Raw genomic sequence first — 21,930 nt, 5'->3', positions numbered from 1 at the left:
GTCTCGCAGCACGCCCGGCTCACACCTGCTGGGCCGCCTCCGTGACGCTCCCGATCCCCGCCACCCGGTAGGCATCCGCCTCGTCCAGGGTCTCGTGCTCCAGGAGCGCCGCGGCCAGATCGTCGAGGCGGGGCCGGTTGGCCTCCAACGTGCGGCATGCCTCGGTGTAGCAGTCCTCGACGATGCGGCGCATCTCCTCGTCGACCAGGTCCAGGGTCCGCGGCGCGGCGGACATCCCGTAGGGCTGCTGGGAGTCGGCGGGCAGCACCGACAGGCGTCCCAGCCGCTCGCTCATGCCCCACCGTGTCACCATGCCCCGGGCCAGGTTGGTGACGTGTTCCAGATCGCTCTCCGCACCGGTGGTGATCACACCGAAGACGACCTGCTCGGCCGCCATGCCGCCGAGCGCCCCGATGATCCGGCCCCGCAGGTACTCCTCGGTGTAGGCGTACTTGTCGGAGTCGGGCGTGGACAGCGTCACACCGAGCGCGCGACCGCGCGGCACGATGGTGATCTTGCGGACCGGGTCGGCGCCGGGCTGGAGCATGCCGAGCAGCGCGTGTCCGCTCTCGTGGTAAGCGGTGCGCCGCCGCTCCTCCTCAGGCATGACCAGCGGGCGCTGCGCACCCAGCTGCACCTTCTCCAGTGCTTCTGACAGGTCGTGCCCGGTGATCCGGTCCCGGTCGTGCTTGACCGCGAGGAGGGCGGCCTCGTTGGCGAGGTTGGCCAGTTCGGCGCCGGTCATGCCCGGGGTCGTACGGGCGATGCGGGCCAGGTCCACGTCCGTGGCGAGCGGCATGGACCGGGTGTGGATCCGCAGGATGGCCTCACGGCCCTTGCGGTCCGGCGGGGAGACGGTCACCACCCGGTCGAAGCGTCCGGGCCGGGTCAGCGCCGCGTCCAGGATCTCGGCCCGGTTGGTCGCGGCCACCACGACGACACCGTCGGAGCCGGAGAACCCGTCCATCTCGGTGAGGATCTGGTTGAGGGTCTGTTCGCGCTCGTCGTGGCCTCCCACCGCCGAGCCGGTTCGGGCCCGCCCGATGGTGTCGATCTCGTCGATGAAGATGATCGCGGGGGCCACCTTGCGCGCTTCGGCGAACAGTTCCCGTACCCGGGAAGCTCCCACGCCGACGATCATCTCGATGAACTCGGAGGCCGAGGCGGAGAAGAACGGAACTCCGGCCTCACCCGCGACAGCCCGCGCGAGCAGCGTCTTGCCGGTGCCGGGAGGGCCCGCGAGCAGCACGCCGCGGGGCATCTTGGCCCCCATGCGGCGGTAGACGTCGGGGCGCTTGAGGAAGTCGACGACATCGTTCAGCTCGCCCTGGACCTCGTCGATGCCGGCCACGTCGGCGAAGCTGGTCCGCGCCTGTTCCGTCTCGACCGGCTTGGGAGGCTTGCGGCCCAGGACCCCGCCCCTGCCGCCGAGGCCGCCGCCGGCCCTACGGGACACGAACACCCATACGCCGATCAGCAGCGCGGTCGGCAGCAGGGACACCAGCAGTGACTGGCCAAGGCCCGGTCCCTGCGCCACCGGCGAGGCGGAGACCGAGACCTTCTTCTGCTCGATCTCGTGCCACAGCTGCCCGCTGTCGGCGAAGGAGGGCTTGTACGTCTTGAACCGGACGAAGGTGCTGCCGCCACCGGGCGTCCGGCCCGGCTTCTTCAGCATTCCCTGGATCTGCGAGCCCTGCGAGTAGACGGTCTTGACGTTGCCCGCGTCCAGCTGCGCGGTGAAGGCGGTGTAGTCGATCGACGTGGTTCCGTCGCCGGACATGTCGTTGTAGAGCAGGCCGGTCGCGAAATAAATGGCCAGGAAGATCACGATCTGCACCAGCCAGCCACCGCGGCGGCGCCGGCCGTCGCGTTTCGGCGGGCCGCCGGGCACTCCCTCGGAGCGCCACGGGGATTGCGGATCGTTTCTGGGTGGTACGGGTGCGGCCATCGGTGGATCTCCTCGCGGGGACACGGTGTCCGTCGTCGGACGGGGGCGGTCGGGGACGGCGGGCCACTGGATGCGATCGGCGCGACGGACAGCCGGGCGGGGCCGGCATCGCCGTCACGGCGGTTATCCGGCCGCCACACCGCCACCCGGCGAACCAGCGTCGTCCAGGACTCCGCGCACCGGCGCAGAACCCGGCGCCCCCAGGGACACCCGCGTTGAAACTGGCCTGCCGCGGTTCCCGGCATCTGGCACCGGGAGCCGCCTGTCCATAATACGTATAGACATGTCTACTATATCTAGTCAGGGCAGGTATCTGTTGTCAGGGGCCCTCGACGGGTGCGAGCCGGAACTGGTCGTGCGTCGCGCGATCAGGCATCTCGGACATACGTGTGATCCACCCCTCACCTCACCGCATGGCGCACAACTACACGTGTGACTCCATCTGCTGTAATTTGCGTTGAACAGGTGTCGGGCTGCGCACATGTGGAGCCATCCAGGTATGTCGCCTGTCCCGCTGTGCTGTCGTAGCAGGAGGCTCCGTGCTCACCGCGTTCACCCAGGCGTTCAGGACGCCCGACCTGCGTAAGAAGCTGCTCTTCACGCTGGGCATCATCGTGCTCTACCGGATCGGCACGCATGTCCCGATCCCGGGGGTCGACTACAAGGCCGTCCAGACGTGTGTGAGCCAGGCGTCCGGCAACCAGGGGCTGTTCGGGCTGGTCAACCTCTTCAGCGGGGGCGCGCTGCTGCAGATCACGATCTTCGCGCTCGGCATCCTGCCCTACATCACCGCCAGCATCATCCTTCAGCTGCTGACCGTGGTCATCCCGCGGCTGGAAGCCCTGAAGAAGGAGGGTCAGTCGGGCACGGCGAAGATCACCCAGTACACCCGGTACCTCACCGTGGCGCTCGCCGTCCTGCAGGGCACCGGGCTGGTCGCCACCGCCCGCAGCGGCGCGCTGTTCTCCGGGTGCACCGTCGCCGACGGCATCGTCCCGGACCGGTCGGTCTTCACCACCGTCACGATGGTGATCTGCATGACCGCCGGTACGGCGCTCGTCATGTGGCTCGGTGAGCTGATCACCGACCGCGGCATCGGCAACGGCATGTCGATCCTGATGTTCATCTCGATCGCCGCGACCTTCCCGTCCGCCCTGTGGTCCATCAAGAAGCAGGGCACGCTGGGCGGCGGCTGGATCGAGTTCGGCGCGGTCGTCCTGGTCATCCTCGCCATCGTGGCCCTGGTGGTCTTCGTCGAGCAGGCCCAGCGCCGGATCCCGGTCCAGTACGCCAAGCGCATGATCGGCCGCCGGTCCTACGGCGGCACCTCCACCTACATCCCCGTGAAGGTGAACCAGGCGGGCGTCATCCCGGTCATCTTCGCGTCCTCACTGCTGTCCATCCCGACGCTCGTCGCGCAGTTCTCCAGCGGCAACTCGGGCTGGAAGACCTGGATCACACAGAACCTGACCAAGGGCGACCACCCGATCTACATCAGCCTGTACTTCCTGCTGATCGTGTTCTTCGCGTTCTTCTACGTCTCCATCTCCTTCAACCCGGACGAGGTCGCGGACAACATGAAGCAGTACGGCGGCTTCGTCCCGGGCATCCGGGCGGGCCGGCCGACCGCCGAGTACCTGTCGTACGTGCTCAACCGGATCACCTGGCCGGGTTCGCTGTATCTGGGGGTGATCGCCCTCGTCCCGACCATCGCGCTCGTCGGGTTCGGGGCGACGAACAACTTCCCGTTCGGCGGCACCAGCATCCTGATCATCGTGGGTGTCGGCCTGGAAACCGTCCGGCAGATCGAGAGCCAGCTCCAGCAGCGCCACTACGAGGGGTTCCTGCGCTGACCCGAGCCGCGCAGGACGCCGGGTACCGCCCGGCGTGAGCACGGGGTGGGAACCGGGCTCGCGCCCGAGGATCTGCCGCATTTTCGGCAGGTTCCGCCGCTCCCCCCGGCTGACCGGACACCCCGTGCGCCGGCGACCACCGGCCCGTTCGACCGCCGGCGCACGGGGTGCCCTCCTCTAGACGTCGAAGACGTGCTCGGCGCAGCAGGGTTCGCGACGGAGCCGGCGGCTGACGGCCGGCCAGTCGGCGGCGTCCGCCCGTTGCCTTCGCCCTTCGGCCGTGTCGAACGCCCCGACCAGGTCGTCCTGCCGGTGGACGACGCCGTCACGCATGGCCCACGTGGTGCGGATCAGCGTGTCGAAGTCGTCGAAGGGGTCTCCGTCGACGGCCGTGAGGTCGGCGAGCTTGCCGGGTTCCACGGTGCCCAGGTCGTCCGCGACGCCGAAGACGCGGGCGGGGACGACCGTGGCGGTGCGCAGCGCCTGCACGGCGGAGAGCCCGTGGGAGCGCAGCGCCCGCAGTCCCAGGTGGACGTGGAGGCCGATCGGCGCGATGGGCGCGTCGGTGCCGAGGGCCAGGGTGCCGCCCTGATCGAGGACGCGCCGGTAGACGGCCACCTCGTCGGCGACGGCCTGCAGTGCGGCCCGCGTCGGTGGGTTCGCCGCGTAGTGGCCGACGAGCGCGGTGTCCCACGGTGGCATGAGAGCGGTGACCCGGGGGTCGTCGGCGAGCGAGGGATCGGCGCCCAGGAGGGCGACGGCGGTGAACGGGGTGATGACGAGGGCGAAGCCGCCGCCCTGGTAGATCTCCAGGACGTCCTGGTAGGAGTGGCCCGTCGGGGAGGACGCACGTCCGTACTCCGTCCGCTGGGTTGCGGACAGGTGAGTGGTGAGGTCCTGTCCGACGTTGACTCCGGGCGACAGGAAGTGGCTTCCGGTCCGTACGCCGAGTCTCTCGTGCGCGGTGCGGGCCGCTTCGCGCATGGTCTCGGCGGGGGCGCGGACGTAGGTCTTGACGAAATCGCAGTCGAGCGCGACGGCCCGTTCCAGGGAACGCCGGACACCGTCGCGTGTGCGGTGTGCCCGTCCCATGCTGTAGGCGACGCGGGCGCCGTCGATCAGCTCGCCGGTGGCGAACAGGCGCGGCCCCGCCATGTGCCCCGACCGGACGGCCTCCCGGATGCGGACGGCCTCGTGCGCGAAGCCGCCCAGGGAGACGTTGCTCGTGACACCGTAGGCGAGCATGAGGCTGTTCTGCCGCCCGCCGTAGGTGTACTGCCAGGGGTGGGTGTGTGAGTCCCACAGCCCCGGGATGATCGTGGATGCGGAGGCGTCGATGAACGTCTCGCCGGAGGGGGCGCCCGCCCGGTGGGGTTCCACGGACGTGATGCGGTTGCCGTGGATGACGATGTCGACGTCCTCCCGGACCGTGTCTCCCGTTCCGTCCCACAGCCGTCCCGCGTGCACGCGGGTGACGCCGGAGCGGGCGGGTGCGCGGCGGCCGTGGCGCAACCGCACGGACAGGGTACGAGCCCGGGTGCCGTCGCGGCTGATGAGCTTGAGTGTGCGGGCGGCCTGGTACAGCAGGGTCTGTGAGTCGCCGGACCACGACGGATGGTCGGCCGCCTCGTCCGTGACGCGCCGGGGCTCACCCGCGGGCGAGCCGTCTGGGTGGACCGGCAGGATCCACAGTGCGGACTCCATGACGAAGGCCATGGCCGACCCGTCGGGGGCCCATACCGGGCCCGCGTTGCCGCGGTCGGAGAGCGAGGCGTGCGGCATCGGCTGATGCGCTGCCCACTGCCCGGTCGCGGTGTCCACCACGCGAATGAGGTTGTATCCCTCGCGGAACCGCTGGTTGAGCCGGTTCCGGTCGCAGAAGGCGACGTACCGGCCGTCCGGTGACCATGTGGGCCTGCTGGGCAGGCCGTTCGCGCCGAGGGGGGTGACGAGGGTCTTCTCGGTGCCCGTCACGAGATCCTTGACCAGCAGACTGCCGGAAGAGTCCTGGCAGGCGAGTCGGGTGCCGTCCGGCGAAAGCGTGGCGTTCAGCCGGCCACCGCTCGCGACGATCTCGTCCCGGTCCTCGTCGAGCCAGTGGCGGTGGACGCTGATCAGCCCGTTGCCGTTCGGGCCGCCTTCGTAGGAGTACAGGACGCTGCGTCCGTCCGGTGCCCAGGAAGGCATCTGAACGTAGCCGGAGGGGTCGGCCTGTACGAGTCTGCGCGGGCGACGGCCGATCGGCATGACCCAGAGCGCGTTGAGAGCGGCGAACGCCACGGAGGCGCCGTCCGGGGAGAGCACCGGGAGGTGGATGCCCCGGACCGGCCCGTCGCCCGTCGTGTCGAAGTCGTACGTCTTCTGCGGGTAGGAGAGCGCGGGCACGCTCAGGGCCGCCGTGAAGGAGATCGGCTCGGCGGTATGACTCGGGGTCAGCCGGCCGGGGCGCCGTAGCCGCAACTGCCCGTCGGCGACGTAGAAGAGTTCGCCGCCGGTGCCCCAGGCCGGGGGGTGCGGGGAGACGTCTTCACCGTCGGTCACCGGCTCGCCGTCCATCAGCAGAGTGGAGCTGTCCGCATGGAACGGGGGGACGGCGTCGCCGAGGTGCACGTATGCCACGCGGCCGTCGGCGGCGACCGCGGGGCCGACGAGGACGCCGGCGTCCACCGTGCGCAGGACGGTCACCGTGCCGCCGCCGGCCGGTACGGAGGCGAGGGTACGGCCGCCCGCGCTGCCGGCCCGGACGAAGACCAGCCTGTCTCCGTCGGGGTACCAGGCCGGGTCGTAGTCCTCCACGCCGGTCTGGTCGGTGAGCCGGGTCAGCTCACCGGAGCCGACGTCCACCGTCCAGATCGAGTAGGAGCTGCCGGTCACCGGGTCCCCGCCTCTTTCGGACGCGAACGCGATGCGGGTCCCGTCCGGGGACCAGGCCACCCCGCGGTCGTCCCAGGGGCCGGAGGTCAACTGCCGCAGCCGCGAGCCGTCAGGACGCATCGTCCATACGTGGAAACCCCCGCCCTGGTATCCGCAGACCGCGATCAGCGAGCCGTCGGGCGACCAGGCCGTCCTGGCGGGTTCCAGTTCGGGCCGGGTCAGTACCGTGGCACTTCCGCCCTCGCGGGGCACCGACCACAGAACTCCCTGTACTTCCGCGATCAGTTGCCGTCCATCGGGGGAGACGATCACCGATGCGTTCGTGCCGGCGGTGAATTCGAGGATCCGGCCACCGCCCGACACGGCGGACTCATCCCCCGGTGTCGCGGCGGCGGCCGCTCCCGGGGGCAGCGCCAGCGCGGCGACACCAAGGCCGCCGACTCCGGCCTTCAGGACACCTCTACGAGTTAATACATGTTCACTAGACATGCGGCCCATGCTAGGACTCGACGTGCTGCTCCGGAATGTCGCGACCCGGCGAACTCCGTCTGTCCTGGCGGTCTCTGGACGTATCTCGGCACCGACTCTAAGGTGTGCACGGATCAACATGTGATCATCAAGTACCTTCTGTTTTGGTCATACGCCGGAGTCTGGGACCGGCAGGTTGCCGCCCGGCTCGTGACCTGAAAGGCGACCATGCGTGCGAGAAATCTCAGACGCTCCCTGCTGGCGCTGGGCCTGACCGTCGCCGGAACGATGTGCGTGCCGGCCGCGGCGGCGACGGCCACGGCCGCCTCCGGGCCGGTGCAGGCCGGATCGTGGCAGCTGACGGGACCCAACGCGAGTGGCGGGCATCTGGCGTTCACCGCGGCCCGTCCCGCACGGCTCTATGTGCTGCCCGACGTCGGCGAGCGGGTCTACCGGACCGACGACCACGGGATCACCTGGGTCACGCAGTCCGGCCTCGGCATCCCCGGAGCCGTGGGGCACCGGCTCGCCGCCGATCCCCGCGACGCCGACACCCTGTACGTGGCGGCCACCGTCACGGGCAGCGGTGAGGGGTACGTCCTGCGCAGCGACGACGCCGCCCGCACCTTCCGGCCCGTGCTGGACGACACCGCCGGTTTCACAGACGTGGTGACGTCGGCATCGGGCCGCGACGTCTTCGCCGCCGGTGACACGGGCGTCTTCACCAGCGCGGACCGGGGCCGGCACTGGCGACACCTGCCCGGCGCCCCCCACCGGGGTCACCCGGCTGGCCCTGGACGGCGACGACCTGTTCGTCGGCACCGGCGCGGGGACCTATCTCGTCGAGGACGCGCTGGACCACCCGAAGACTGCCAGGCGCCTGCCCGTTCCGGGTGATCCCGCGGTCAGGGACCTGTCGGCGCACGGCCGGGTCGTCCTGTCCTCGGACACCTACGGCGGAGCGTTGCTGTCCACCGACGGCGGCAGGAGCTGGACCCGCCCGGACGGCCCGTGGAACGCCGCGGACGCGACCACCTACACCGGGATCACCGCGACCGGTGAACTCCAGGTGCAGACGATCGGGGCGGCCGCGGACGGATCGGGCGAGAAGAACCTCTGGGTGAGCGCCGACCTCGGCCGCTCCTGGAGGGCCAAGCCGCAGGCCACCGCCAAGGTCGACCTGTACAGCGACACCGGAAGCTTCCCGGACCGTCCCGCCGAACAGGTCGTGTCCGCGTCCGCCGGCATCTACACCACCAAGAACTCCGCCGACTACCGGCGCATCGGCGTACCCGACGTGCAGGTCGACGCGCTGGCCGTCTCCGGGCCGGCCCTGGTCGCCGGCACGTCCAGCGGCACCTACCGCTCCGCGGCACCGCTGGCCCGCAACCTTCCCGCCGGCTACCAGGACTGGGGATGGACCGGACAGGCGCCCGACACCGTCGGGAACTCCGTCACGGCACTGGCCGCCGTGCCCGGCACGAGCGCGACGGTGCTGAGGACGCGCAGCACGTACTGCTCCTTCGACTGCTTCGCCCTGGAACGCTCCCTCGACGGGGGTCGTACCTGGCGGCAGCTGTCCCTGGCGGACGGCACCTCCTCGACGCTGGCGGTCGACCCGCGCCACCCGTCGTGGCTCTATGCCGCCTCCTACTCCCCCAACGGCGTCTACACGAGCCGGGACGGCGGTACGACCCTGCTGTTCCACCCGCTGGAGCAGGGCGAGGGCGTGACGTCGGTCGCGATCGATCCGCGTGCCCCCGGGGCGCTGTGGATCGGCGACGTGACCGGCCTCTACCGCGGCACGGACTCCGGCGACGCGGCGGTCAAGGTGTTCGACGGTGCGGTGAACCGGATCGCTGTCGACCCCTCGGACCCCGATCACGTGGTCGCCGTCGGCGAGCACCTGGTCAAGGTCAGCCATGACGGCGGGAAGACGTTCCGCGACGGGAGCGGGACCCCCGACCTGACCTACGGCGACGTGGTCTTCGCCCCGGACGGGACCTTGTTCGCCGCCTCGCGCGACCTGTACGAGCCGGGCGGGGGCGTCTTCCGCAGCGGCGACGGGGGCGGGCACTGGACCGCCGTCGTGTCCGCCGGTCTCGTCACCGGCGACGTGCGTTCCCTGTCGCCGTCGCCCGACGGTCACTGGCTGTTCGCGGGAACCGGCAACGCGGGCGTCTTCCGGCTCGCGCTCCGCTGACCGCAGGGCGAGCCGGTTACGGGACGGGCACCCTCGCCCCGAGTGGGAGAGGGTGCCCGCCCCACACCGGGAGCCATCACCGTGCGGGCCGCGATGGCGCCCGGCGGACCGGGAATCGGCCGACCGGGTCCCTTGGGTCCCTGGGCACAGGTCAGCCGGTGATGACACCCACCGCGATACCGAGCGTCGCGGTGTTGTAGATGAACGACAGGATGCTGTGCGACAGGATCCGGGAGCGGATCCTGGACGTCTGGGTCTCCACGTCCGACACGGAGAACGTGGTGCCCAGGGTGAAGGAGAAGTAGGCGAAGTCGACGAAGTTCGGGCGCTCGGCGTTGGGGAAGACGAGGACCTGTTCGGGCAACGCCCGGTAGTACTCCTGGGCGTACCGCTCCGCATAGCCGAACTGCAGGATCACCCAGGCCAGAATGACGGCCGGGACACCGACCAGCTTCGACAGGGCCTCCGCGTCGTCGTTGCCCTTGTTGAGGACGATCAGCACACCCGCGGTGATTCCGATGACGGCGGTCAGCACGGTGAAGAGGTAGCCCGTGCGCCGGCCCTGGATGTTCTTGAGCCACTCCATGTCGTCGCTGTCGACGTGGTTCTTCCGCGTCCGGAGCCGGAACACCCGCGTGGACAGATAGATCAGGGCGAGCAGGTCCCACAGGCCTATGTAGAGCAGCGTGTGCTTCTCCAGCACGGCGATGGCGACCCCGAGCAGGATCAGCACCGCCTCGATGACCCGGGACGTGAAGAGCGTAACTCTGTTGAACACACTACCTCTTAGGGAATCCGCAGAAGACGGCGGTGGGCGTCATCCGGCTCGGCCGGGCAGGGGACACCCTAGCCGACTTCTGGGCATGTGTTCGCTCATACGTGTGTGGTGTGAGCCCGGCGTCCGGCCGGCCGGGCGGCGGCCGGTACGTTCCGGGCCTCCGGGGTCAGGGTGTGAGCAGATGGGTGCGGCCGAACAGGGACGCGGTGTCCCTGGCAGTCGGCGTGCCCGCGTCGAGATCGGCCCCGGCCTCCACCAGGACCGCCACCACGTCGTCCGCGCCTTTGAAGAGCGCACCCGCGATCGGGGTCTGGTTGCGGGCATTGCGCCGATCCGGGTCGGCGCCGAGCCGGATCAACGCCCGTACGGTGTCGCTGTGTCCGTGGTAGGCGGCGAGCATCACAAGGGTGTTGCCCGCCCCGTCGCTCGCGTCCACCGGGAGCCCGTGGTTCACGAAGTCCACCAGTTCATCGGTGTCGCCGTCGCGGGCCAGATCCATGGCGAAGACCATGACTCGCCGCGTCTGCTCAGGAGTCAACGTGCCACCACTCATGGTGCGTCCTCCATGTTCCCTGCCCCACGGCCTCGGGGTACCTTACGGCCGTGCCCGCCACACGGCTCATCGTGCCCGGCCACGAGTGCAGTGTGGGTGCGTCCGGGGCTCGCAACGCATTGGGGTGGAAGGCCTCGCGGGTGTCGCTCGGGAGCATGCCGGATCACAACGGGGCAGGCCTCAGAGCTCGCCGGCGGCCAGGGCCTCGATCGCCTTGCGGACGCCCTCGCCGTAGGCCGGGTCGGCCTGGGTGCAGTGATGGATGTGCCGTTCGACGGTGGGCCGGCAAGCGCCGTTGATCGCCCGAGCCGTGTTCTCGAACAGGCTCTGCCGCTGTTCGGGGGTCATCAGGCGGAACAGGTCGCCGGGCTGCTCGAAGTAGTTGTCGTCGTCCGTGCGGAAGTCGAAGCGGTCGGCGAAGGCGCCCACGGCCTGGCTCGGCTCACGGTAGGCGGGCTGTTCCTGCCAGCGGCCGTAGGAGTTGGGCTCGATGCCCGGGGTGGCGCCCTGGTTGCCGTCGACGCGCATCGCGCCGTCGCGGTGGTAGGAGTTCACCGGGTTCTTCGGGGCGTTGACGGGGATCTGGTGGTGGTTCACGCCCAGGCGGTAGCGCTGAGCGTCGCCGTAGGAGAAGAGGCGGCCCTGGAGCATCCGGTCGGGGGAGAATCCGATGCCCGGAACCACGTTCGCCGGGGTGAAGGCGACCTGTTCGACGTCGGCGAAGTAGTTGTCGGGGTTGCGGGTGAGCTCCCGCTGGCCGACCTCGATCAGCGGGTAGTCCTTCTTCGACCAGACCTTGGTGAGGTCGAAGGGGTGGAAGCGGTACGTCGCCGCGTCGGCCTCCGGCATGACCTGGACGAACAGCTTCCACTTCGGGAAGTCGCCGTTGTCGATGGCGTCGAAGAGATCGCGCTGGTGGGACTCGCGGTCCTTGCCGATCAGGGTCTCGGCCTCGGCGTCGGTGAGGTTCTCGATGCCCTGCTGAGTACGGTGGTGGAACTTGACCCAGAATCGTTCGCCTGCGGCGTTGACCAGGCTGTACGTGTGGGACCCGAAGCCGTGCATGTGCCGGTAGGAAGCGGGGATGCCCCGGTCGGACATCACGATGGTGACCTGGTGCAGGGCTTCGGGGAGGTTGGTCCAGAAGTCCCAGTTGTTCTCGGCGTCGCGGAGGTTGGTGCGTGGGTCGCGCTTGACCGCGTGGTTGAGGTCGGGGAACTTCAGCGGGTCGCGGAAGAAGAACACCGGGGTGTTGTTGCCGACCAGGTCCCAGTTGCCTTCGTCGGTGTAGAACTTCACGGCGAACCCGCGGATGTCACGCTCGGCGTCGGCCGCGCCGCGCTCGCCCGCGACGGTGGAGAAACGGACGAAGAGCTCGGTCTTCTTGCCGACCTCGGAGAAGATCTTCGCGCTCGTGTACCGCGTGATGTCGTGGGTCACCGTGAACGTCCCGAACGCGCCCGAACCCTTGGCGTGCATCCGGCGCTCCGGAATGACCTCACGGTCGAAGTGGGCGAGCTTCTCCAGGAACCACACGTCCTGCAGCAGCATGGGGCCGCGCGGACCGGCCGTCAGGGAGTCCTGGTTGTCCGCAACCGGTGCGCCGGCAGCCGTCGTCAGCCAATTGTGGTCGTGCTCGGACAAGATCGGCTCCTCGGTCGGTGCTTCTTCGCATGGGTCGAGGCATGACAGTTCCTGGCCGGGAAGCATACGGGTGGGCGAGTCTGCCCCGGACGCACACACCTGAACACATCCTATGTTGAAACACATCTACGTCAAGACACCCACTAACGGGCATACGTGTTCTGAGTGTCCTCGCAGCCGGTAACCGCTCCCTAGCTCTTGAGGGAGGCCATCAGGTCCCGCATGTCATCGATCATGGCGGGCCGGAACTCCGACAGGTCGGGGAAGGCGGGCCCGTCGCCGATCTCGTCGACGTCGCCGTCGCCGTCGTAGTAGCGGCCGACCGAGAGACCCACAGACATGACCGCCGCGCCTTCCAGGACACGGAGTTCGGCATGACTTGCGTCCGCGGCAATGTAGTACGCCTGCCTGCCGAGCCGGGGAACGGCCAGCACGTCGATCGACGGGACAGCGCCCAGCTCGGTCATCCGGCTCTCCGCTTCGAACTCGATGCCTGGGTCGGCCTCCTTGTGGAGCGCCACGGTGACGGTCACCGTGTAGTTCATGTGCCAGCCACCGGTCTTCCCGTCCGCCTCGCTGGTGTCGAGCGGTATGGAGCACCGGACCTGATCGAGAGCGTCACTCCGCAAGAGACCCGAACTCTTCATGTAGTCGGTGGCTCCCGGCGCAATGGCCGTCCCGAGCGAGGCCAACCGGATCGACCGGCAGGGGTCGTGCTCGAGCCGGTAGCCCAGCGTGTCGGGCTTGTGACCGCCAACGTCGTACACCGACACCGCTGGCGCCCAGAGCGCGGACGCCATGGCCGCTCCCCCCAGGGCCCACCACCACGGCCTTGGCCGTAGGCGCCGCACACCTCGCTGCCCCGCGTGGTCGCCCACGGTCTCCGGTGCGTCCAGCGGGCCGGACCCCTCTGTCATCTCTGGCTCGGAAATCACTCTGTACTCCCTCGGCGGTACGTGTCGTGCACGGGTGATGATCGCAGGGCCGGCATTCCTCTGGACGGCCGACCGTCGTCCCCACATACGTCGGCACATGGGTGGGCAGTAGACTTCGCCACACGTGCCTTAACCAGAACTCCATTTCATATGTGTTCACACGGGCGATGACGGTGCCTCGCATCGGATCCGCGTCCCGTCATCCGTGTGATGCCGGCGTCGCGACAGGGACTGTGAGGACCGCATGACCGTCATCCCCACGGGAGACACGGTGGTGAAACCCGACAGCGACCGTGCCCGTGCCGACCCCGGCACCGCCGCCACGCTGACCGTCTCCCCCGACGGCGCCCATCCGCACCTGGTGCACACGGGGAGCAGGCCGCCGCTGGGGCTCACCCGGCTGGCCGACCGCCTCGGTCCCACCCGGCCGAACGAGGCCGTCGTCCTGGTGGGCGCACCTGTGGGTGAAGACGGCGCGGAGGAGCTGTGCCGGCTGCTGACTCCCGTGCTGGATGCGAGCCCGGACACGCGGCCGCGTCTGCTGACGCTGGTGATGTCCGAGGGAGCCGACGAGGCCGGAGGCCGTCCGTCGGCGGCCCGGCTGATCTGCGAGCGGTGGGGTTACGACGTCCTGGCCCCCGCCGGCCCCGCGCTCGTGACCGCGGACGGAGCGCTCTTCTCCCCCGGACCGACGCATGCGTCCGGCGGCTGGTGGCATTTCTCGCCCGGCAGCCTCGCCCGGCACGTGAGCAGCCATCTGCCGGTTCCGGCCTGGGAGACCGCCACGCGACGGGTGGGTCGTCAGACAGTGGCCGGGCACGTCGTCGAGCCCGTGGCGGCCGGACTCGCCGTCCGGCCTGTCGGCCCCGCATCGCCCGCGGTCCAGGCCCGGTTGCAGGCCGTTCCGCCAGAACGTGACCGGCCCCAGTTGATCCTCACCTCACCGGAGATCCCCGCCGCCGCCGTCGCGGTCGTCATGGCGGCTCTCCCGGAGGACGTCCGCGGGTCGTTGCGGCTGGTGTCCCTGGCCGGACGACCCGTCTCACGGACCGCGCAGGAGGCGGCGGACCTGCTGGGCTGCGACGTCCAGGTGATGGTGGGAGCGCCCGTGCGCCGCACCGTGGATCTGGCGGACGGCGCCCCGGCGGCCGACGCCGCCACCGACCAGTACCTGCTCGACTCCGCCGGCCGGCCCGCCTGGCGCCCCTTCGCCCAGACCGTCGTTCACGCGTCGGCCACGGCCCGGGACGGCGGTTCGGTGCGGGTGACCCAGTGGCGGGTGCCTCCTGTGCTGTGCGAGGGCAATGGGCCCGACGCTCTGGCGCTCGGACGGCACTGGAAGGCAGCTGTGACCCCTGCGGGGCTGTGGATCGGCCCCCGCGCCGCCGAGCCACCGCTTCTCGCCGTCACCCGCCCCGTCCGCGCGGACTCCGTCGCGCTCGACATCGGTGTTCCGCACCAGGTGCTCGACGACACGCCGTGGGATTCCCTGTGGCCCGAACTGGACACGCTGCTGACGCAGTTGGAGCCGGAAGTGTGCATGCGGGCCGTGATCCACGTCCACGGCTTCCTCGGTGCGGAGCCCCGACGGCGACTGCTCGAACTGACCCTCCGTCACGGTCTGCCCCAGATGGGCCGCGAGTCGCTCCACCGGGCGCCGGACGCCGCGACACGGCAGTTCCGTCGGTGAGAATGCGCGGACCGGGAATTCCCGGAACCCGGTCCGCGCATGCCCGCTCACCCCGCCGTATGTGACACGCGGCGCGGGAGTCTCAGCTTCGCGACTTCTTCCACCACACGGACCCATCGTCGGCGGTGGCGATCAGGTAGTAGCCGGCCGCGTAGCGCACGAGGGTGGGGGCGAACCACGCTATGAAGCCGCCGATGTCCCAGGTCCAGCCCTGCCCCACGCCGGTGTCGGTGATCGTGTTCAGCAGGATCTGGTCGCTGTCGCCGACTCGCATGGCGACCTGTCCGGTTCCGTCGGTCCCCATCGCCAGGGCGGGTTGCGCGTACGTGTACGGATCACCGGTCTCTCCCCCGACCAGGACCGCGGAGTCCGACCACGCGTTGCCGCCGTAAGCCGCATACCGGACGAACACCCGGTTGTCCAGGCTCCGATAGGCGAGGACCAGGCGCCTGTTGCGTGAGCTGTAGGCGACCGCGGGTGAGGACTCGCTCTCCGCGACGGAGATTCTGGAAGGGGATTCCCACTGGCCGGTCACGCCGTTGAAGAAGGCGCCGTAGAGATCGTTGTTCGTCGCGCTGCGAAAAGCGAGATACATGCCGTCGGGCGTGGTCGTGGCCGACACCGACCGCGCGTCCGTCGTCCGCACACCGTTGGGAACCTGGATCCAGCCCGACGTGACGTAGACGACGCCACCGGTCGAGGGCCAGCGAAGTTCCATGAACGTGTAGTACACGTTCCCTTCCACTCCCGTGTGGAAGATAATGAAGTTGCCGTTCGCGTAGATCACTTGTGGGGTGACGTGGGTCTGTGCGTTCGACAGTGCCACCGGCGCGAAGCCATTGACTCGGATGTAGATGTTGAAGTTGTCGGCACCACGCCAGACCTCCACCGCGTTTCCGGCAGGATCCCGCGCCTCGGTCATGTCACTTCCGGCCGACACCCCCTCTTTGGCCCATTGGCTGCTCTCCCCGACCTGTCCGGCATAGGCGGAGCTGGAGAAGAGAAGGACCGAGACGGCCGTCAGGATGACTACGGCGGCGAGGCGCCAACGTCTGAAACGTGCTTTCACACGACCTCTTCCCGGTGAAAAGTAGACAAAATAAGGTGTGCGAACAGAAATCCGCATCTTTATGTGGACATTACCCGGGCCTCATCGGCGCGGGAAGTGAACGTAATTCGGGGTGTGCGGAGTTCACACGGCTTGAGCTGCCGCCGCGGACGGTGGGCGGACACGTCGTCCCCAGGCTCTCCGACCACACCCCGGGGCTGCGGTGCTGATGCGGCCCTGGCCGCCGACGGCAGCTGTCTCGTCGCCGAGCCGAATGTGCCGGCCGGGCCCGGGGAGAACACCAACCCTCGCGACGATCATCGACAGGGTGGGTCTGCACAGCTGGCCGGCCGTCATGGACGCTCACCAACCGCGTGCACACGTCAGGCACTGAGTACGGTCCCCGGGCGTTCGCGCCCTCACCGGCCGCCCAGCAGACGCAGGGCCGACCCGGAGATGTAGTAGAACCCCAGCCGCGACGCCTCGCCGCGCGAGACGTCCTCGGGGCGAGCCGCGGCCCGGGGCGCAACGCCGCCGGACATCCGGCAGCTCTGGGGCACGGCAAGCACGTCGCCGGCGTGCCGCCACACCCGCGCGTCCTTCCTGGGCCCCCAGTCCTCCTCGGACGACGTGGTCATCACCGACATTCGGATGCCGCCCGGCCTTACGGACGACGGCCTGCGCGCCGTACGGTCCATACGTGCCGCCCGGCCGGAAACCGCCGTCGTCGTCCTGTCCCGGTTCCTATATCCGCGCTGCTGGGCCGCAACCGCCCGCAGGACCCGCTGGCCACACTGACGCCGAAGGAGCACGAGGTCCTGGCGCTGATGGCCGAGGGCCGTTCCAACACTGGAATCTGCGAACGGCTCTTCGTGAGCGTGGCCGCCGTGGAGAGACATGTGACCGGCATCTTCACCAAGCTGAACCTCAGCCAGGCAGCCACCGGTCAGCACCGCCGGGTGGTGGCGGTGCTGCGTTACCTCGGCCAGTAGGCCGGATCCGGGCCGCGGACCAGACCGACTGCGCCTCAGTTCATGATCCGGGACCGTAGCTGCACGAGCATTCCAGAACTGCTACGTTTCATGGCATCCGAGAAACACACTGAACGCGGCGGATGTCTTGATGCGCACACCGGGGATGGCATGAGTGACAAGGAGACGTTCGGAGGACTGCTGCGTGAGGCGCGTCGGCGAGCCCTGCTGACCCTGGAGGCCCTCGCCGAGGCCTCCGGGGTCAGTGTGCGGGCCATCAGCGACATGGAACGCGGCAGGAGCCTGCCGCGGCAGGCGACGCTGACCGAGCTGTTGGAGGCCCTGGACCCGGCCGAGGACGAGCGCAGGCAGCTGGTGCGGGCCGCTGCCCGTCACACCCACGACGTCCCCCGGCAGCTGCCGCCCGACCTGGCCGTCTTCCGTGGTCGGGCAGAAGTCATGCGCAGGGTTCACTCACTCACCGCACAGACTGCCGAACGAGGCGGTCATGTCGTGGTCTCCGCCATCGGAGGTATGGCGGGTGTCGGCAAGACAACCCTCGCGGTGCACTGGGCCCACCAGGTCGCGGACGGGTTCCCGGACGGACAGTTGTATGTGAACCTGCGTGGGTTCGAGGCCTCCGAGCGGCCCCTGGACCCGGGCGAGGCACTCGGCGGGTTCCTGACGGCTCTGGGTGTGCCCAGCGCGGACATGCCATCGGGCACCGAGGAACGTTCGGCGCTGTTCCGGCAGCGGACGGCGTCCCGGAGGCTCGTTGCCGTACTCGACAACGCCCGCGACGAGGAACAGGTCAGACCCCTGCTGCCCGCTTCGCCGGGCTGCCTGGCCATCATCACCTCCCGCAACCGGCTCTCGGGGCTGGCAGCGACCGAGGGGTGCACCCTGGTCGGGCTGAACATCTGGGACGAGAACGAAGCCCTGTCGGCCCTGACCGCCCGCATCGGGGAGGAGCGGTGCGGGGCCGAACCCGGAGCAGCCGCAGAATTGGTCCGGCTGTGCGGATACCTGCCGCTGGCCGTGGCCGTGGTCGGCGCACAGCTCAGCGCCGCGCCCGGCATGCCACTGCGGGTCGCCGTGCGGGAGTTGGCGGAGGCCCGGCTGGATGTTCTGTCGACAGGTGATCTGCGGGCCGACGTGCGGACCGTCTTCTCCTGGTCCTACCGGACCCTTACCCCCGGCTCTGCGCGCTTCTTCCGGCTGCTGGCCCTGCACCCGGGACCGTCGGCATCAGCCGAATCCGCCGCCTCCCTCGCCGGTGTGGACATGGCAACGGCCCGGCGATGTCTGCGGGAGCTGGCCTCCGCCAGTCTGCTTTCCCGCGACGTGGACGGTCACTACGTCCTGCACGATCTGGTCCGCGCCCACGGCCTCGAACTTCTGGACGAGCACCACGACGACCGTCGGGCCGCCGAGGTCCGCCTCCTCGACTACTTGCGCCACAACGCCTACTCGGCGGGGCTCTTCGTCTCCCGCTACAAAGCCGATCCGCCCGGCCCTGCGGTCCCGGGAGTGGTGCATGTCCCGGTGAGCGGCCGCGAGGACGCCCTCGACTGGTACGAACGGGAATCGGCGGCCACCGCGGCCGCGCTGCGCGGCGTCGAAGACCCCGGGCTCCTGCGCCACCGCGTCGACCTCGCCCTCGAATGGGTCGGCTACAACGCCGTCGCGGGCCGCTGGACCGAGGAGATCGTAGCCGAACGTATCGCCCTGGAGGCAGCGCTCACCCTCGACGATCCGGTCGCCATCGTGCAGAGCGGAGCAAATCTCGTACGCGCTCTGGTCGAGACCGGTAGCCACCGGGAAGCCGACGAACCCGCCACCGTGATGCTCCGCCATCTGGGCCGCCTGCCGCCGGCGCGCCAGGTCCGCGCCGAGCAGAACCTCAATCGGCTGCGTTTCGAACAGAAGCGCATTCCCGAGGCCCTCCAGCACGCGCGCAACGCCCTCGCGCTCTGCCGGTCGCACGGCCTGCGGGACAAGATCCCGGTCGCCCTCGTCGGGCTCGGAGCCGTCCTCGACGAAATCGGCGACTACCGGGGTGCCATCACCACAACGGAGGAGGCGCTCCCCCTGCTGCGCGAGGCAGGCGACCGCCGGACCGAAGGTGTCGCCTTGTCCAACATCGGCCAGGCGCTGGAGAATCTGGACGATCCGGACGCGGCCATCGACCACTACGAGAGGGCACTGCGCCTGTACGAAGCGGTCCTCGACACCTACGGCCAGGCCGAGGTCTGGGACCGTCTCGCCTCCGCTCACCTGCGGAAGGGGGCGGTGGAAAAGGCTCGTGCGAGTTGGACCCGGTCGGCCGACCTGTTCAGCAGCCTGCGTGTCGCGCGCGCCGAGGGGATACGGGCCCGGCTGGACGATCTGCCGCAGCCGCAGGACCGGTCCACCGCCCATGACGGGCAGTAGACCGGTCTCCCCGCCGTTCCGGCCGCGCCGGGGCACGGCCCGGCATGACGTGCCCTCAGGGTGCCGACCGGGCGAACAGCCCGCGCAGGTCGGCGTCGAAGAGACGGTCCTTGGCGACGAAGCACTCGATACCCGCGACGCGGAGCTCCTCCCGCGACCACAGCGTTCTGTCGGTGGAGGTCAGGACGATCCGCGGCGGACACTCCTCCCCGGTCAGCAGCCGGGCCACGGTCAGCCCGTCCGTGTCGGGAAGATGCAGGTCCAGAAGCAGCCCGTCGGGGCGGTGTGCCCGCACCGCGGCCAAAGCGGAGGCGCCGTCCCCCGACTCTGCCACCACACGCAGGCCCCGTGCCGTCAGCAGCGTCGTGGCGATGCGGCGGAATCCCGGGTCGTCGTCGACGACGACGATGTTGATGCACATGTCCTCAGCATGCCGAACCCGCTCGCGGCCGGGCCATAGGGGGAGCCCTACGGTTTGTGTGCCACAAGTGTCAAGTGTGTCAGGGGGTGTCCCGGCTCGTGCAGATGCCGTTCTCCCAGGCCCAGGCGGCGATCTCGACGCGGTTGCGGGCCGCGAGCTTGCGCTGCACGCTGCCGAGGTGTGTCTTGACGGTGGACAGGGTGATGTGGAGTTGGACGGCAAGTTCCTCGTTGGTACGGCCTCGCGCGACCAGTCGTACGACATCCAGCTCCCGGGCGGTGAGGGGAAGTTCCGAGGCGCCGGACCTGCGCCCGCTGCGGGCGGCCGGTTCCCGCGGAGCAGCCTCGGAAAGGACCTGCGCCGCGGCGTCGCTCATGTGTCTCAGCAGGCGGACGGTGACCGACGGCGAGATCAGGGCGTTGTCGGCGGCCACCGCCCGTACCGCCTCGACCAGCAGTGCCGGGGAGCCGTCCTTGAGGAGAAAGCCGCACGCCCCGTCCCGCAGCGCCCGGTACACGTACTCGTCGAGGTCGAAGGTGGTGGCGATAAGCACACGCAGGGGGTCCGCAGCCTCGGGACCGGCCAGCAGCCGGGTCGCCTCCAGGCCGTCGAGGCCCGGCATCCTGATGTCGAGCAGGCACACGTCCGGGCGCAGCCGGCGGGCCTCCCGGACAGCGGATGCCCCGTCGGTCACCGAGGCGACGATCTCCATGTCGGGCTGGGAGCCGAGGATCATGCCGTAGGCGGACCGGATCATCTGCTGGTCGTCGGCGATGAGGATCCTGATCGTCATGCGTCCAGGGTGACATTCGTCTGGTCGTCCCCGGGTTGCGGGAGCGGCCCGGGAAGCGGGATACGTGCCTCGACGAGCCAGCCCACACCCGCCCGCGGGCCCGCGGTGACGCTGCCGCCGACCATGGCCGTACGCTCGGCCAGTCCGGCCAGGCCATAGCCGGAGCGCGGACCGGCGCCCGCGCCGGCAGGCTCGCCGGCGCGGGCGGCTTCCGGTCCGTCGTCGGTCACCGACACCAGGACGGCCGGACGGGCGGTGTCGCCCTCCAGGCGCACGTCGACGGTGACGGTCCTGGCACGGCGCGCATGCTTGCGAACGTTGGTCAGCGACTCGCGGACGATGTGGTGCACGGTGGTGGCGAGACCGGGCGGCAGGCCGCCTGCCTCCAGCCGGGGGTCGAGGGCGAGCGTCGTGGCCGGCCCGGTCCGCGCGAACCGCTGCGTCAGTGCGCGCAGTTCGGTGACGTCGCCGCCGGGGTGCGCGGCAGTGCCGGGACTGCGCAGGACGGCCACCATGGACCGCATGGACCGCATGGCCTGCGCCCCGGCCTCCTCGATGTCCGCGAGCATGCCGTCCAACTCACCGGGCGTCGGCGGGTGTCCGGCCGCCGTCGCGTAGCGTACGGCCTTGGACTGCGCGATGATCGCGGTCACGTGGTGGCCGACGAAATCGTGCAGCTCCCGCGCGTGCTCCAGGCGCTCCGCCTGGAGCACGGTCCGGTGCTCCTGTGCCCGGTAGCGGTCGAGCAGACGCAGATACAGGCCGAGCACGCCGGCCAGCGCTGCCGCGCACCACAGGGCTGGGACGGCGAACGGCACCAGCCGTTCGTACTCGGAAGGCGGCAGCCGCAGGACGATCACGGTCAGCGCGGCCAGCGCTCCCCCGGTCAGGCCCGCCGCCCGCAGCGGCGGACACCGGCGGACCGCGCGGACGACGAGCAGGAGCAGAGCGCTGGTCTCGACCATGCCGAAGGTCGTCTCCGGCCGCACCGCCGTCCGTGTCTCCACCAAGGTGACCAGGCAGGACGCGAGGACGCCCGTGGCGGCCACCGTCCCGAAGCGGTCGCGGCGGGCGGCCAGGGCCGCCAGCGGCAGTCCACCGGACACGGTCCAGGCGACGGTCACGAACACGGAGCCGGTGTCCGCGCCCTCGGTGGCGATCGCGGCCGTCAGCAGCACCGCCACGCAGACCGCGGCGATCCTCCTGCCTCCCGCCGGGACGTCGAAGAGCTGGTTCATGAAGGTGGAGGTTACGGGCCCGGTCCGGACGCCGCCTCGGCCGAACGGCCGAGGCGCACGCACCGGGCCGTCGGGCATTC

16 protein-coding genes are annotated in these 21,930 nt (G+C 70.0%); 5 read left to right on the top strand and 11 right to left on the bottom strand.

The annotated features are described in order from the left end of the window. Positions 1-19: 19 nt before the first annotated feature. A complete protein-coding gene (ftsH, locus tag ACFY3I_RS42570; protein ID WP_390866329.1) occupies positions 20-1,948 on the bottom strand; it encodes an ATP-dependent zinc metalloprotease FtsH in 1,929 nt (642 codons plus the stop codon). A gap of 539 nt (positions 1,949-2,487) precedes the next feature. Here ftsH and secY point away from each other — a divergent pair. After that, positions 2,488-3,801: a preprotein translocase subunit SecY gene (secY, locus tag ACFY3I_RS42565; RefSeq protein WP_390866328.1), complete on the top strand. Its 1,314-nt coding sequence runs from the start codon at positions 2,488-2,490 to the stop codon at positions 3,799-3,801. Between the two features lie 177 nt (positions 3,802-3,978). On the opposite strand, the gene ACFY3I_RS42560 is transcribed toward secY, so the two are convergent. Then, positions 3,979-7,164 carry an amidohydrolase family protein gene (locus ACFY3I_RS42560; RefSeq protein WP_390866327.1) on the bottom strand — a complete coding sequence of 1,062 codons (3,186 nt, stop codon included), beginning with the start codon at positions 7,162-7,164 and terminating at the stop codon, positions 3,979-3,981. 685 nt (positions 7,165-7,849) lie between these two features. Between ACFY3I_RS42560 and ACFY3I_RS42555 the strand changes: the two genes are divergently transcribed. Continuing rightward, positions 7,850-9,346, top strand: coding sequence for a WD40/YVTN/BNR-like repeat-containing protein (locus ACFY3I_RS42555; protein WP_390866326.1), 1,497 nt, complete (start codon positions 7,850-7,852; stop codon positions 9,344-9,346). Positions 9,347-9,497: 151 nt separating this feature from the next. Here ACFY3I_RS42555 and ACFY3I_RS42550 read toward each other — a convergent pair whose 3' ends face one another. The 4 genes from ACFY3I_RS42550 to ACFY3I_RS42535 all read right to left on the bottom strand — a co-directional run bounded on the left by ACFY3I_RS42550 (position 9,498) and on the right by ACFY3I_RS42535 (position 13,121). Beyond that, a complete protein-coding gene (locus ACFY3I_RS42550) occupies positions 9,498-10,124 on the bottom strand; it encodes a DUF1345 domain-containing protein (RefSeq protein WP_390866324.1) in 627 nt (208 codons plus the stop codon). Positions 10,125-10,290: 166 nt separating this feature from the next. Continuing rightward, a complete protein-coding gene (locus tag ACFY3I_RS42545) occupies positions 10,291-10,677 on the bottom strand; it encodes an ankyrin repeat domain-containing protein (RefSeq protein ID WP_390866323.1) in 387 nt (128 codons plus the stop codon). Positions 10,678-10,857: 180 nt separating this feature from the next. Then, positions 10,858-12,321, bottom strand: coding sequence for a catalase (locus tag ACFY3I_RS42540; RefSeq protein ID WP_390866322.1), 1,464 nt, complete (start codon positions 12,319-12,321; stop codon positions 10,858-10,860). A gap of 191 nt (positions 12,322-12,512) precedes the next feature. Beyond that, positions 12,513-13,121: a hypothetical protein gene (locus ACFY3I_RS42535; protein ID WP_390866321.1), complete on the bottom strand. Its 609-nt coding sequence runs from the start codon at positions 13,119-13,121 to the stop codon at positions 12,513-12,515. Between the two features lie 379 nt (positions 13,122-13,500). Between ACFY3I_RS42535 and ACFY3I_RS42530 the strand changes: the two genes are divergently transcribed. Further along, positions 13,501-14,946, top strand: a complete 1,446-nt coding sequence (locus tag ACFY3I_RS42530) for a hypothetical protein (RefSeq protein ID WP_390866320.1) — start codon at positions 13,501-13,503, stop codon at positions 14,944-14,946. Positions 14,947-15,028: 82 nt separating this feature from the next. Here ACFY3I_RS42530 and ACFY3I_RS42525 read toward each other — a convergent pair whose 3' ends face one another. Continuing rightward, the gene (locus tag ACFY3I_RS42525) at positions 15,029-16,015 is read right to left on the bottom strand and encodes a hypothetical protein (protein ID WP_390866319.1); all 987 of its coding nucleotides are present in this window, start codon (positions 16,013-16,015) and stop codon (positions 15,029-15,031) included. A 398-nt stretch (positions 16,016-16,413) separates the two neighbouring features. Next, positions 16,414-16,632: a hypothetical protein gene (locus tag ACFY3I_RS42520; RefSeq protein WP_390866318.1), complete on the bottom strand. Its 219-nt coding sequence runs from the start codon at positions 16,630-16,632 to the stop codon at positions 16,414-16,416. A gap of 189 nt (positions 16,633-16,821) precedes the next feature. Here ACFY3I_RS42520 and ACFY3I_RS42515 point away from each other — a divergent pair, with 189 nt between their 5' ends. Then, the gene (locus ACFY3I_RS42515) at positions 16,822-16,986 is read left to right on the top strand and encodes a LuxR C-terminal-related transcriptional regulator (RefSeq protein ID WP_390866317.1); all 165 of its coding nucleotides are present in this window, start codon (positions 16,822-16,824) and stop codon (positions 16,984-16,986) included. Between the two features lie 150 nt (positions 16,987-17,136). Next, positions 17,137-19,398 carry an ATP-binding protein gene (locus ACFY3I_RS42510; RefSeq protein ID WP_390866316.1) on the top strand — a complete coding sequence of 754 codons (2,262 nt, stop codon included), beginning with the start codon at positions 17,137-17,139 and terminating at the stop codon, positions 19,396-19,398. Positions 19,399-19,453: 55 nt separating this feature from the next. Here the strand turns inward: ACFY3I_RS42510 and ACFY3I_RS42505 are convergent, their stop codons facing one another. The 3 genes from ACFY3I_RS42505 to ACFY3I_RS42495 all read right to left on the bottom strand — a co-directional run bounded on the left by ACFY3I_RS42505 (position 19,454) and on the right by ACFY3I_RS42495 (position 21,850). Continuing rightward, positions 19,454-19,819 (bottom strand): response regulator transcription factor, encoded by a 366-nt coding sequence (locus tag ACFY3I_RS42505; RefSeq protein WP_390866315.1) that lies wholly within the window; start codon positions 19,817-19,819, stop codon positions 19,454-19,456. A 79-nt stretch (positions 19,820-19,898) separates the two neighbouring features. Beyond that, positions 19,899-20,612 carry a response regulator gene (locus ACFY3I_RS42500; RefSeq protein WP_390866314.1) on the bottom strand — a complete coding sequence of 238 codons (714 nt, stop codon included), beginning with the start codon at positions 20,610-20,612 and terminating at the stop codon, positions 19,899-19,901. Further along, on the bottom strand, positions 20,609-21,850 hold the full coding sequence (locus ACFY3I_RS42495; protein ID WP_390866313.1) for a histidine kinase: 1,242 nt from the start codon (positions 21,848-21,850) through the stop codon (positions 20,609-20,611). Before ACFY3I_RS42495 ends, ACFY3I_RS42500 begins: the two co-directional genes overlap by 4 nt. Positions 21,851-21,930: the final 80 nt, after the last annotated feature.

The sequence above is a fragment of the Streptomyces sp. NPDC001068 genome (assembly GCF_042897315.1).
Classification (GTDB): Bacteria; Actinomycetota; Actinomycetes; order Streptomycetales; family Streptomycetaceae; genus Streptomyces.
The sequence above is the reverse complement of the archived record's forward strand: the minus strand, read 5'-3'. Positions and strand labels throughout refer to the sequence as shown.